The following is a 12,413-nucleotide window of genomic DNA, read 5'->3' on the forward strand; positions in this document are numbered from 1 at the left end:
ACCCAGTAATAAGGAATAACAAATGCAAAGCATTATTCTTGGCGTAGCGATGTTTACCATTATTGTATTGGCTCTAGTACTAGTGATTCTTTTCGCTAAGTCTAAGCTAGTACCATCAGGTGACATCACTATTGCTGTAAACGGCGACCCTGAAAAGGCGATCGTTACTCAGCCTGGTAGCAAGCTACTTGGTGCCCTAGCTGGCGCTGGTATCTTCGTATCGTCTGCTTGTGGTGGCGGTGGCTCTTGTGGTCAGTGTCGTGTAAAAGTTAAGTCTGGTGGTGGCGACATCCTACCAACTGAACTTGATCACATCACCAAAGGCGAAGCTCGCGAAGGCGAACGTCTTGCATGTCAAGTTGCTATGAAAACTGACATGGAGATTGAGCTAGACGAAGACATCTTTGGTGTTAAGAAGTGGGAATGTACAGTTATCTCTAATGATAACGAAGCTACTTTCATCAAAGAGCTAGCACTTGCTATCCCTGAAGGTGAAGAAGTTCCATTCCGCGCGGGTGGTTATATTCAGATTGAAGCTGAACCACATCACGTGAAATACGCAGATTACGATATTCCTGACGAATACCGTGGTGACTGGGATAAGTTCAACTTGTTCCGTTACGAGTCTATCGTTAAAGAGCATTCGATTCGTGCTTACTCTATGGCTTCATACCCAGAAGAGAAAGGCATCATCAAGCTTAACGTGCGTATCGCAACTCCGCCGCCAAATAACCCTGACGTAGCTCCTGGTGTGATGTCTTCATACATCTGGTCTCTTAAAGAAGGCGACAAATGTACTATTTCTGGTCCATTTGGTGAGTTCTTTGCTAAAGACACAGACAATGAAATGGTATTCATCGGTGGTGGTGCGGGCATGGCGCCAATGCGTTCACATATCTTCGACCAACTTAAGCGTCTTAACTCTACTCGTAAGATGTCTTACTGGTACGGTGCACGTTCTAAGCGTGAGATGTTCTACATTGAAGATTTCGATGGCCTAGCGGCTGCAAACGAGAACTTCGTGTGGCACTGTGCACTGTCTGATCCTCAACCAGAGGACAACTGGGATGGTTACACAGGTTTCATCCACAACGTATTGTACGAAAACTACCTGAAGGATCATGAAGCTCCTGAAGACTGTGAGTACTATATGTGTGGTCCACCAATGATGAACGCGGCTGTTATCGGCATGCTGAAAGATCTTGGTGTAGAAGATGAAAACATTCTACTAGATGACTTCGGTGGTTAATCCATTTAACTGATTGATATTATGGCTGACTCTTACGAGTCAGCCATTTGTTTTTCTAAGACTACTCGTCACAACAAACTGGCTTATATAAGAAAGAGTAAGGCATTCAAAATACCTATTTTTTACTCTTATTTTTCCTTATATAAATCCTTAACCTTAAACAGGAGTAAGCAAGTGAGAATTTGGCTTGTTGCATTAACTTCTTTGATTTTTCTTGCGGGCTGTGATCAGGCAAGAGAGCAAGTGCATTTAAGTGGCCCTACAATGGGTACCAGTTACAATATTAAGTACATCAATGGTGATGAATTTCCTGAGTCTAACGAAGTTCATACCGAGATCGACCGTCTGCTTGAAGAAGTGAATGATCAAATGTCGACCTACCGTGAGGACTCAGAACTGAGCCGTTTTAACCAGCATAAAGGTGCCGATGCATTCGAAGTATCTGAACAAACAGCTACTGTTGTGAAAGAAGCGATTCGTTTGAACGATCTTACTGAAGGTGCATTGGATGTTACGGTTGGACCATTAGTTAACCTTTGGGGTTTTGGTCCTGAAGCGCGTCCTGAAGTGGTTCCATCAGATGAAGAGCTTGCGGCTCGCAAGGCTAAGGTTGGCATTCATCACTTAAGCGTTGAAGGTAATAAGTTAAGCAAAGACTTGCCTAACTTGTATGTTGACCTTTCAACTATCGCAAAAGGCTGGGGTGTGGATGTCGTTGCTGATTACCTTGATTCAATTGGTATTCATAATTACATGGTTGAAGTAGGTGGTGAAATCCGCTTGAAGGGTTTAAACCGTGAAAGTGTGGGTTGGCGCATCGCCATAGAGAAGCCAACTATCGACGAGCGCAACATTCAAGAGATCATCGAGCCGGGTGATATGGCGATCGCAACATCTGGTGACTACCGTAACTATTTTGAGCGCGATGGTGTTCGTTACTCACACATCATTAACCCTGAAACAGGCAAGCCGCTTCATCATAAAGTGGTTTCTGTAACCGTTTTAAACCCGTCTTCAATGACTGCAGATGGCTTATCTACAGGCCTTATGGTCTTAGGTGAAGAAAAAGGACTGGAAGTCGCGAACCAACATAACATCCCTGTGTTCATGGTGGTAAAAACAGCAGATGGCTTTAAAGAAATTGCTTCTGAAGCATTTAAGCCATACTTAGGTAAATAAGGTAAGCGAGAGAATTATGAATACATTTCTGATTACATTTGGTGTTTTTCTTGCAGTAATCGCAGCGATGTCTATTGGCTATATTATCCAAAAGAAAGTTGTGAAGGGTAGCTGTGGTGGCTTAGGTGCTGTTGGTATTGATAAAGTATGTAACTGTCCTGAACCTTGTGATGCGCGCAAAAAGCGTGAAGCACGTGAAGCGTACCGCGAAGAGAAACTGGCTGAGCGTCAGCAAAAAGAAGCTTCTTGGAATAAAGATCGTATTGCTTAATTGCGATTAGCAGCAATAACGATTAGGAGCGAAACCTGATCCTCAAAAAACAAAGAGCCTAAGGTTAACACCTTGGGCTCTTTTCATTTTAAAGGCTGACTCGATTCGTGCTCTAGGAAAGCAGGAGCTACTCATTAACGCGTTGAAGGTTATTACGAGCGCATATCAACTGGTTTCGACCTTGCTTTTTCGCGGTATAAAGTAGCTCGTCTGCTGCTTTGATTTGCTCGTCTAAAGAGCCTTCTTGGTCGGTCACGCCAATGCTCATGCTCACTTTAATCACATGTGAATCATGCTGCACTTCATGATTTTCAATTGCAACTCTCATCGACTCCAAGGTCTCTATAAAATCTTCAAATGGTTCGCATGACTGAATGCAAAACTCTTCGCCACCGAAGCGAGCCGCTAAATCATCTTTAAAGTGCTCTTTGATGATTTTACCAATCTCAATTAATACCGCGTCACCACCGTCGTGGCCGTAGGTATCATTCACCTTTTTAAAAAAGTCGATATCCATCATGGCGATACTGCGATGTTCGCAGCCTTTACATGTTTTATTGAATAGGTAGCGACGGTTCCAAAGTCCGGTCAGAGCATCCTCGTTTGCATGACGAAACAGCTCGTTGGTCGCTTCTTTCATGTCGAGTAATTGGTGAATACGGCAGAAAAATTCTTCTTGGTTAAATGGCTTATAAAGGAAGTCGTTGGCGCCAGCTTTAAGGAAGCGAGCAGTCATTGTGCGATCATCACTGCCAGATAGGCCGAGAATAGCGAGTTGATTACGATCGTGTTGGACTCGAATATCACGGGTCATCGAAATGCCATCTTTGTTCGGCATGTCATGGTCGGTAACGACAAAAGTGATATCAGGATCGTTTTGGAGGAGCTCTAGTGCTTGCTCTCCATCTTCCGCTTGAATCGTTTGAATATATTGATGCTCAAGAAGTTGGACGACATATCGACGAACCACAGCAGAATCATCAACAACTAAAGCTTTATGGTATCGGTTATTCGAGATTCGATTAACCAGAGGAAGTAAGTAACTGACTGACGACATGCTGTCTTTGAGGATGTAATCAAGCACACCTTTTGCGAGTACTTGCTCTCGAAGTGTGTTGTTGAACATGCCCGTGAGCACAATGATTTTTTGTTGATAGCCGAGTACCAAATCAATAATCTCACCATCTTGTCCATCGGGTAAGCAGTAATCGAGCACCGCACACAAGAAATCCGTCTCTTGCTCTAAGATAGCTTTGGCTTCTGCTACAGATTCAGCCAGTGAAACATCATAGCCATCATTTTTAAATTGCTGGTACAGGTAGTTTCTGAATGCACGACTGTCTTCTACTACTAGTATTTTCTCACTCAAAAGCTATCCCTACTTATAGACTAAATACTCCTTAACAATACTATCAGAATAATAGGCGGCTATTGAAGAGAAACCTCTTGAGCTGGACTCCAGATCATTTTAAATCTAGGAATAATTGATTATACTGTTCATAGATACAGTTGTAAGGTTGAGTTATTCCTAAATGTGTAGTGCGGGCGAAGAGAAAGTTAGAAAAATAATCCATGTTGATATGGATTGTTTTTACGCAGCTGTAGAAATGCGAGATAACCCATCTTATAGAAATCGCCCGCTCGCCGTCGGGGGACATGAAAAACAGCGCGGGGTTTTGAGTACATGTAATTACGAAGCTCGCAAGTTTGGTATTCGTTCTGCAATGCCAACAGGAAAAGCGCTGCAGCTTTGCCCCAACCTATTGGTTGTCCCCGGGAGAATGTCGGTCTACGTCGAGATATCGAAAAAGATCCGCGAAATTTTTTCTCGATACACATCCATCATTGAACCTCTTTCTTTGGATGAAGCTTTCCTTGATGTCACCGATTCCAAGCAATGTCATGGTTCGGCCACACTGATTGCAGAGGCGATTCGTCACGATATCTGGAATGAACTCAACTTGACCGCTTCGGCTGGCATCGCTCCAATAAAGTTTCTAGCGAAAGTAGCGTCAGATATGAACAAACCTAACGGACAGTTTGTGATTCCTCCACAAGACGTACAAGCCGTGATTGATGAGCTCCCACTCGAAAAGATTCCCGGTGTTGGCAAGGTCAGTATCGAAAAACTGCATCAAGCAGGCTTCTTTACTTGTAAGGATATTAAGGAGTCTGATTATCGCGATCTATTGCTCAGGTTTGGCCGTCAAGGTGCATCACTATGGAAGCGCAGTCATGGAGTTGATGACCGAGAAGTTATCATCGAACGTGAACGAAAATCGGTAGGTGTGGAGCGCACCTTTACTCAAAACATTTCTACCTACGAGGAATGTTGGCAGGTGATCGAAGATAAGCTGTTTCCTGAGCTTGAAACTCGTCTCGAAAAAGCCAGCCCAAGTAAAGCGATCATCAAGCAGGGCATTAAGCTCAAGTTCGCCGACTTTCAACAAACCACAATTGAACACATCCACGCCTCTCTAGATCGTGAACACTTTAAAGAACTGTTAAGTGAAATACTGAAAAGACAACAGGGGCGAGAAATACGCCTGCTTGGTTTGAGCGTGATGCTACAACCCAAAGATCAAATGCGTCAGTTGAGTTTCTTTTAGTCTGTCTTGTTTAGAGAGTAATAAGAATAGAGGGTAGGTGAGGATAGAGGATAGAGGATAGAGGATAAGTGGGAATAGAGTAATGAGATGTGCACTGATAAGCACCGACTAGACTTCATAGCCTAGCCAGTTTCTATATCAATACGTGAGATGCCTTATCTAGGAAGCTGTTTAACTCGCGCTAAGGTATCACTGAATGGTTGCTGCTCTAACTTTCCGTAACCGACCATTTTGCTGGCTTTAAGCTTAGTTGAAAGCGGGGTTGCTATTCCGCATAGAAAACGCGTAATGGCTTCGTCGGTGATCAATTGTTGACTCTTAGATACAAATTCATGAATCCATGTCATTACGGTTTCGTCGTCAACGGGATCAACATCGACAGTTGGTAATATTGCCACCTCACCACGGCATACCGAGCAATGACCACAGTTTGTTGGTGCCTTATCATCTGCAAAGTAGCTTGCTAGGCGTGAGCTTAGGCACGTGTCTGCCTCAAAGAAGCTCAGCATTTGGTTAAGACGGTTTATTTCGCTGTTCTCTTTTTCTTTAAACAATTCAGTTAGACGTTCCGATAACTGCATCATGTCTTCAGAGGTGTTGTGGATCGCATATACATCTGTGATCTGCTTACTTTCCAACTCAATCCAACCTTGTTCATTGAAATAATCGATTGCCGCAATCACACGCTGACGATCAGTCTGGAAATGTGTCCACAGCGCATCGAAATCAACTTGGCACCAGACTCTGGCTTGAGGCGAGCACTGGAAAATCGCTTCGACAAAATGACGACGTTCGCCTTGGAACTGTTCGGTGATCTGCTGCTTCGGGCGAACGAACTTAAATTTGTAGTCAGCAAAGTAGCTGTACTTCGGCTCAATCACGCCTTCAATTTCAAGATACACCAGTAGTGTTTTTAGCGGTAACTGACGAACGTTGGATTCACGTGATAGCTGGTTAAGCATAGTCTCCCATTGGTTTGAGCCAGAAACGCCAATGTTTTGATTTTCGTAGATCTCTTTCAATACTGCTTGGATCGATATGTTGTCTGGCGTATCGCCAAATACGAAGTTCTCTAGTGTACTGAGGCCGTACTTGTTGGCGAGAAGAATACATTCTGAAGGCTGGCCATCTCGGCCTGCTCGACCGATCTCTTGCGAGTAGTTCTCTATCGATTTAGGTAAATCAAAGTGAATGACTCGGCGAATGTTGGATTTATCGACGCCCATACCAAACGCAATGGTGGCCACGATACAGTTCACGTCATCATTCATGAATTGATGTTGAATTACATCTCGGTTTTCAGGCTTAAGACCTGCATGATAAGCAACAGCATTTACGCCAGCGTTACGAAGTTGCTGAGCCACCATCTCTGCTGTTTGTTGAAGGGTGACATAAACAATAGTCGGAGCAAGAGAAGCTTGATTAACGACGTTGCACAAGGTTTCTAGTTTGCTGGTTTGTTCGCAAGGTTGAATTGAGAGGTCAAGGTTTTCACGATAGAAACCGGTAACGACAACTCGATCTTCATCGATATCAAACTTAGACTTCATATCTTGGATAACTGATGTGGTCGCGGTTGCTGTCAGCAGCAGTACCTGAGGAATATTGAGCTGTTTTTGGTACTGGGGAAGCTTTAGGTAGTCTGGTCTAAAGTTATGCCCCCATTCTGAAATACAGTGCGCTTCATCGACCACCAGTAACGAGATTGGTACTTGGGAGATAAACTGGCGAAAGCGTTCGTTCTTAAGACGCTCAACCGAGATCATCAGGATCTTGGTGTCTCCGTTACGTACCGACTGCATCACTTGTTGGGTGGTTTGTCTGTCTTGGCTTGATTCGATTGCAGCTGCGCTAATGCCTTTGCTGTGCAAGAAGCTGAGCTGGTCTTTCATTAAAGCTAACAGTGGCGATATCACTAAGGTTAAATGTGGCAATGCTAGCGCTGGCAATTGATAGCAAAGCGACTTACCTGAGCCGGTTGGGAATATGGCCGCCGTCGAATGACCAGATAGAACATTATCAATGACTTGCTTTTGCCCATTACGCAGTGAGTCGAATCCGAATATTTGTTTTAACTTCTGCTCAATCATTTATGTTCTACCTGAATTATTAAGTGTCGTATTGATGATAAAGCGAGCGTCCATTCATGATAGCGTCGCTTGATGAATCAAATGTCTTGCACCTGATTGTACCTAATTCTATTCTGTAGCTCCTATAGAAAAGCACCCCAATAGTATGAATAAGTCTGAGCTTCGCCAAATAATCTTAGAGCAACTCGAATCCCGACTACGTATCGCCCAATCTGCGACTCAGCGTGCGATTGATGCTGCGACCGATGAAGAGACTGTGCCTGAACATAAGTACGATACATTGGCATTAGAAGCTTCGTATCTTGCTCATGGCCAAGCCGTAAGAGTGCAAGAGTGTGAAGACGACATCCAGTGTTACCGGAACCTCGTCTTACGAGACAGTGAAAGAATCACCGTCAGCAGCTATGTTGTCGTTATTGACGAGCATGATCAATATAAACACTTTTTCCTTGGTCCTAAGGTTGGGGGGCTTTCTGTTACATGGAACGAAAATGAGATTGCCATCGTGACGTCGAATGCACCATTTGGTCAGGCTCTAATGGGCAAAGAAGTCGGTGATGAAATTGAGTTTAGGGTCGCTGATAAACAGTTTTGCTATGAAGTAGTATCGATTGACTGAATGACAGGCTTATAAATATAAACGTTTTTCTGACAAAGAAGCATAAACTAGCGGTATAGTCGTTGAGCAGATTGATGAGAGGGTGTTATGAAAAAAAGCGTATTAATTGCATCATTAACAGTGGCTACCGCTGTTGTGAGCCTGCCAACTTTTGCAGCTCAGTGTCGAGTTGATTTGAAAAATGAATTACGAATCGATGACCAAAAAGTCGAAATCCATCAAGTGAATGGTGATACTGCCGTTTTCGATGGCAACAACGACTTATATATCCATGGTGAGAAGGTTGAGCTTGATGCCGACCAACAAGCGGCGATTGAAAAATACCGCGAAAGCATGAGTGAGTACTTACCACGAGCGAAACAAATGGCGAACGATAGCCTAGCGTTAGCGAATGACGTGATTGATGATATTGCGGCTAGCCTAGATTCACCGGAATCATTTGATAATGTAAAAGAATCAATGAAAACCTACTTTGCTGAACTGGAAGCTCGTTACTACAAAGATGGCGAGTTAGTGTTACCAGCAGACAGTTTTGATTCGATGGCCAATGGTTGGTCTGAAGATTTCGAGAAGGCGAAAGAAATCTTTAATCAAGAATTTATCTCCAGCGCTTTTAATGCGATGTCAGAAAAAATGAAACAAGACGGTGGTTTAAACCTTACCGAATTGGCTGATAGCATGGCTGAATTAAAGCTTAAAGTTGAAGAGCGAATGAAAGAACACTCTCAACAAGTGCAAGAGGAAGCGAATGAGTTCTGTGATTCACTTGATGATATGGCAGAACAAGAGCAAGAGCTGCATGAAATCATTCCGAACCTAAAAGACTATCAAGTATTCACGATCTAATCTGAATTGACTGATGAATCACAAGAGCACCGTTTGGTGCTCTTTTTGTATGTATGTGCTTATGGATCTATGGATTCAGCCGCACGAGCATTTAACCCGATATACTTTCTTCGTTTTCCTAGGTCTACATCTTGACTGATCGTTATTTGGTGAACGATAACACCGGTAGATTGTTAACTTTGTGGTTATAAATAGCGCATTGATTGTAAAAATTAGATAATTGTTCATTTATTGGTTGTGCCTATCATTGCTTTTTATTACTGTACTTCTCAACTAGTTCACTGATTTTTGATGCGGGCAATATGAACCAACAATCTTCCTCTTCAAGAGAGCACTTTAGCTCTCGTTTGGGTTTTATTTTAGCAGCGGCGGGTGCAGCTGTTGGCTTAGGTAATATTTGGGGTTTCCCAACTCAAGTTGCCAGTAACGGCGGTGGCGCTTTTCTGCTTGTTTACCTAATCATGATTTTCGTGGTTGCTTTCCCGATGCTGGTGGTTGAGATGGCGATTGGCCGCCATGGTCAAGCGAACCCTGTCGATAGTATGCGCTCGTTGACGACAAATCCGTTAGGTAAGAAAGTCGGTGAATTTGTCGGTTGGATTGGCCTAAGTGTCCCAAGTGCCGTGTTAGCCTTTTATAGTATTGTCGGCGGTTGGTTGATTTGCTTCCTAATTGGTGCAGTCGCTGATCTTGTCGGTCTAGAAGCTGTTGCTGATTGGTTTAAAGGCTTCAGTGTTGAGCGCAATGTATTTGGTACGGTCGCATTCTATGTGCTGACTATCTTGATTGTTCAGGGGGGTGTTAAGCAAGGTATCGAGAAGTGGTCGACTCGCTTAATGCCGGCATTGTTCATTTTGTTTGGCTTACTGTTTGTTTACATCATGACGCAAGCAGGTGCGATGGAAGGGCTGAAACATTACTTGGTTCCAGACTTTGAGAAAGTGTGGGATAGAAAACTGATTCTAGCGGCAATGGGACAAGGCTTCTTCTCGCTAACCATTGGTGGCTGCTCTATGTTGGTTTACGGTTCTTACTTAAGCAAGAAAGAGAACCTACCAAAAATGGCGATGAACGTAACTTTGGTTGATACTGCTGTCGCGTTTATTGCTGGCTTAGTGGTTATGCCTGCAATGTTTGTTGCGATGCAAAAAGGTGTACAAATCTATGCTGAAGACGGCTCACTATTGAGCTCAGACACGCTGGTATTTACGGTTCTGCCGTTGATGTTTGATAGCTTAGGCGTACTTGGTCAGATCTTCGCGATTGTTTTCTTCTTATTGCTAACGATTGCTGCTCTAACTTCTTCTATTTCGATGCTGGAAGGGCCTGTTGCTCTTGTTAGTGAGCGCTTTAATACCAGACGAACGCCAACAAGCTGGGTGATTGGTAGTGCTATCGCGTTGTTTAGTGTGGTGATTGTTTACAACTTTGCAGCGATGTTTGGCATGGTGGCGATGATTGCGACTCAGTACCTTCAACCGATTGCTGCACTGATGTTCTGCGTGTTTGGTGGTTGGGTATGGAGCCGAGCTTCAAAAGTGAAAGAGCTTGAGCAAGGTTGCCCTGATTTCCAATTGGGTTGGTTTGGTAAGGTTTGGCCAATGTATGTGAAGTTTGTGTGCCCAATCTTAGTAGCAACGGTTATCTGGGCTTCTTTCGGCTAACGCTGAACCCTATCGGGACTCTCTGAACCTAAACCCTCAGAAGAACTTGAAAAGTTAAGCACAGAGCCACTCATAAAGAGTGGCTCTGTTGTTTTTAAGTGGCACGAACAAGATAGAAAAAAGGCGCTGAACATAATAGTCAGCGCCTTCGTATTTCTAGTTAAGCAATCGTGATTACTTAATTTCCATACCTTGAGCCTGTAAGTCTGCATGGTAAGAAGAACGTACAAACGGACCACAAGCGGCGTGAGTGAAGCCTAGCTCTAGAGCAATTTCTTTCAGCTCATCGAACTCAGAAGGCGGCACGTAGCGTTCTACTGGTAAGTGGTGACGGCTTGGTGCTAGGTATTGGCCTAGTGTCAGCATCGTTACACCATGTTCACGAAGGTCTTTCAGTACTTGAACGATCTCTTCTTTCGTCTCACCAAGGCCCATCATCACCCCTGATTTTGTTGGGATAGTTGGGTGCTGTTCTTTGAATTTCTTCAATAGATCAAGAGACCATTTGTAGTTCGCACCTGGACGCGCTTTGCGGTATAGACGCGGCGCTGTCTCTAGGTTGTGGTTGAAAACATCTGGCGGGTTGTCTTTCATTAGATCAAGCGCAACGTCCATACGACCACGGAAGTCTGGTACCAGCGTTTCGATACGAATATTTGGGTTTTGTTCGCGAATTTCACGGTTACAGTCAGCAAAGTGTTGAGCACCGCCATCACGCAAGTCATCACGGTCAACTGAAGTGATTACTACGTACTTCAGTTTCATGTCTTTAATCGTCTTAGCCAGTTTCTTCGGCTCTTCTGCTTCAGGAGCAACAGGGCGACCATGGGCAACATCACAGAACGGGCAGCGACGAGTACAGATAGCGCCAAGAATCATAAACGTTGCCGTGCCGTGGTTAAAACACTCGGCTAGGTTAGGGCAAGACGCTTCTTCACAAACTGAGTGCAGGTTGTTTTTACGCATTGCTGATTTGATTTCTTGAATACGATGGCTGTCTGAAGGAAGTTTAATCTTCATCCATGCAGGCTTACGTAGAACTTCTTTCTGTTCAGCAGGCATATTCTTTACGGGAATTAATGCCATTTTGTCAGCGTCACGATATTTAACGCCTTTTTCCATTTGGATTGGTTTGCTCATGATTTTATGCTTCTGCTGTAATGTTACTGGTGGCTTGAATGTCTACTTGGTCATAGCCGAGTAGTTCTACTAGCTCTTGTATTAACTGTTGCTCAACGTTTTCTAGTTCACTTGGTCCGCCGAGTTGGCTTACCTGCGCCATTTCCATGCCTTGGTAACCGCATGGGTTAATGCGTAGGAATGGAGACAGGTCCATATCGACGTTGAGTGCTAACCCGTGGAACGAGCAGCCACGTCGAATACGTAATCCGAGTGAACAGATTTTCTTGCCATCGACATAGACACCAGGAGCGTCAGGTCGGGCAGTTGAATTTATATTGTAAGCTTTCAGAGTGTTGATTACGAGGTTCTCAATATGAGTCACCAAATCACGTACTCCGAATTTTTTGCGGCGGATGTTAATCAAAAAGTATGCGACTAACTGACCTGGGCCGTGATAAGTCACTTGGCCACCGCGATCGCTTTGAATGACAGGGATATCACCAGCATTTAGTACATGCTCGGCTTTGCCTGCTTGTCCTTGAGTGAAGACAGGGTTGTGTTCAACCAACCAAACTTGGTCTACGTCTTCTTCTGTGCGTTCGTCTGTGAACTTATGCATGGCTTTCCATACAGGTTCGTAATCCTGACGGCCTAATTTTTTTACGATTAGCTTATTTTGCAAAGTAGCACTCCCCCAAGGATTAATAAAGTGAACGCATTATAAACGCGAAACATGATTCTAACTACAGACGGACTGCAAGGTT

11 protein-coding genes are annotated in these 12,413 nt (G+C 44.0%); 7 read left to right on the top strand and 4 right to left on the bottom strand.

Annotation, left to right across the window (positions count from 1 at the left end; all coding sequences use genetic code 11):
* Window positions 1-22: 22 nt before the first annotated feature.
* From nqrF to nqrM, 3 genes are all read left to right on the top strand, one after another.
* Window positions 23-1,249 carry an NADH:ubiquinone reductase (Na(+)-transporting) subunit F gene (gene nqrF / locus AC3CH4_RS03315; RefSeq protein WP_004735212.1) on the top strand — a complete coding sequence of 409 codons (1,227 nt, stop codon included), beginning with the start codon at window positions 23-25 and terminating at the stop codon, window positions 1,247-1,249.
* Between the two features lie 174 nt (window positions 1,250-1,423).
* Window positions 1,424-2,428, top strand: a complete 1,005-nt coding sequence (locus tag AC3CH4_RS03320) for an FAD:protein FMN transferase (protein WP_488543292.1) — start codon at window positions 1,424-1,426, stop codon at window positions 2,426-2,428.
* A gap of 16 nt (window positions 2,429-2,444) precedes the next feature.
* Window positions 2,445-2,699 (top strand): (Na+)-NQR maturation NqrM, encoded by a 255-nt coding sequence (gene nqrM, locus AC3CH4_RS03325; protein ID WP_004735214.1) that lies wholly within the window; start codon window positions 2,445-2,447, stop codon window positions 2,697-2,699.
* A gap of 127 nt (window positions 2,700-2,826) precedes the next feature.
* On the opposite strand, the gene AC3CH4_RS03330 is transcribed toward nqrM, so the two are convergent.
* Entirely contained in the window at window positions 2,827-4,068 is a 1,242-nt protein-coding gene (locus tag AC3CH4_RS03330) for a diguanylate cyclase (RefSeq protein WP_054548041.1), read from the bottom strand.
* Between the two features lie 163 nt (window positions 4,069-4,231).
* Here AC3CH4_RS03330 and dinB point away from each other — a divergent pair, with 163 nt between their 5' ends.
* Entirely contained in the window at window positions 4,232-5,308 is a 1,077-nt protein-coding gene (gene dinB / locus AC3CH4_RS03335) for a DNA polymerase IV (protein ID WP_019350587.1), read from the top strand.
* A 155-nt stretch (window positions 5,309-5,463) separates the two neighbouring features.
* Here dinB and AC3CH4_RS03340 read toward each other — a convergent pair whose 3' ends face one another.
* Window positions 5,464-7,398, bottom strand: coding sequence for a RecQ family ATP-dependent DNA helicase (locus AC3CH4_RS03340; RefSeq protein ID WP_488543293.1), 1,935 nt, complete (start codon window positions 7,396-7,398; stop codon window positions 5,464-5,466).
* A gap of 145 nt (window positions 7,399-7,543) precedes the next feature.
* On the opposite strand from AC3CH4_RS03340, the gene AC3CH4_RS03345 reads away from it, so the two are divergent.
* The 3 genes from AC3CH4_RS03345 to AC3CH4_RS03355 all read left to right on the top strand — a co-directional run bounded on the left by AC3CH4_RS03345 (window position 7,544) and on the right by AC3CH4_RS03355 (window position 10,527).
* Window positions 7,544-8,017 carry a GreA/GreB family elongation factor gene (locus AC3CH4_RS03345; protein ID WP_488543294.1) on the top strand — a complete coding sequence of 158 codons (474 nt, stop codon included), beginning with the start codon at window positions 7,544-7,546 and terminating at the stop codon, window positions 8,015-8,017.
* 87 nt (window positions 8,018-8,104) lie between these two features.
* The gene (locus AC3CH4_RS03350) at window positions 8,105-8,863 is read left to right on the top strand and encodes a YggN family protein (RefSeq protein WP_488543295.1); all 759 of its coding nucleotides are present in this window, start codon (window positions 8,105-8,107) and stop codon (window positions 8,861-8,863) included.
* 302 nt (window positions 8,864-9,165) lie between these two features.
* Window positions 9,166-10,527 carry a sodium-dependent transporter gene (locus AC3CH4_RS03355; RefSeq protein ID WP_488543296.1) on the top strand — a complete coding sequence of 454 codons (1,362 nt, stop codon included), beginning with the start codon at window positions 9,166-9,168 and terminating at the stop codon, window positions 10,525-10,527.
* A gap of 174 nt (window positions 10,528-10,701) precedes the next feature.
* On the opposite strand, the gene lipA is transcribed toward AC3CH4_RS03355, so the two are convergent.
* Window positions 10,702-11,667, bottom strand: a complete 966-nt coding sequence (gene lipA, locus AC3CH4_RS03360) for a lipoyl synthase (RefSeq protein ID WP_004735240.1) — start codon at window positions 11,665-11,667, stop codon at window positions 10,702-10,704.
* 4 nt (window positions 11,668-11,671) lie between these two features.
* Window positions 11,672-12,331 carry a lipoyl(octanoyl) transferase LipB gene (gene lipB, locus AC3CH4_RS03365; protein ID WP_017079937.1) on the bottom strand — a complete coding sequence of 220 codons (660 nt, stop codon included), beginning with the start codon at window positions 12,329-12,331 and terminating at the stop codon, window positions 11,672-11,674.
* Window positions 12,332-12,413 lie beyond the last annotated feature (82 nt).

It is taken from the genome of Vibrio sp. QJM3NY_26, assembly GCF_057786005.1.

Bases quoted from the DNA above. Each gene is read 5' to 3' on its own strand.
- nqrF (WP_004735212.1), top strand. From the start codon at position 23: ATGCAAAGCATTATTCTTGGCGTAGCGATGTTTACCATTATTGTATTG.
- nqrM (WP_004735214.1), top strand. From the start codon at position 2,445: ATGAATACATTTCTGATTACATTTGGTGTTTTTCTTGCAGTAATCGCA.
- dinB (WP_019350587.1), top strand. From the start codon at position 4,232: ATGTGTAGTGCGGGCGAAGAGAAAGTTAGAAAAATAATCCATGTTGAT.
- AC3CH4_RS03340 (WP_488543293.1), bottom strand. From the start codon at position 7,398: ATGATTGAGCAGAAGTTAAAACAAATATTCGGATTCGACTCACTGCGT.
- AC3CH4_RS03345 (WP_488543294.1), top strand. From the start codon at position 7,544: ATGAATAAGTCTGAGCTTCGCCAAATAATCTTAGAGCAACTCGAATCC.
- AC3CH4_RS03350 (WP_488543295.1), top strand. From the start codon at position 8,105: ATGAAAAAAAGCGTATTAATTGCATCATTAACAGTGGCTACCGCTGTT.
- AC3CH4_RS03355 (WP_488543296.1), top strand. From the start codon at position 9,166: ATGAACCAACAATCTTCCTCTTCAAGAGAGCACTTTAGCTCTCGTTTG.
- lipA (WP_004735240.1), bottom strand. From the start codon at position 11,667: ATGAGCAAACCAATCCAAATGGAAAAAGGCGTTAAATATCGTGACGCT.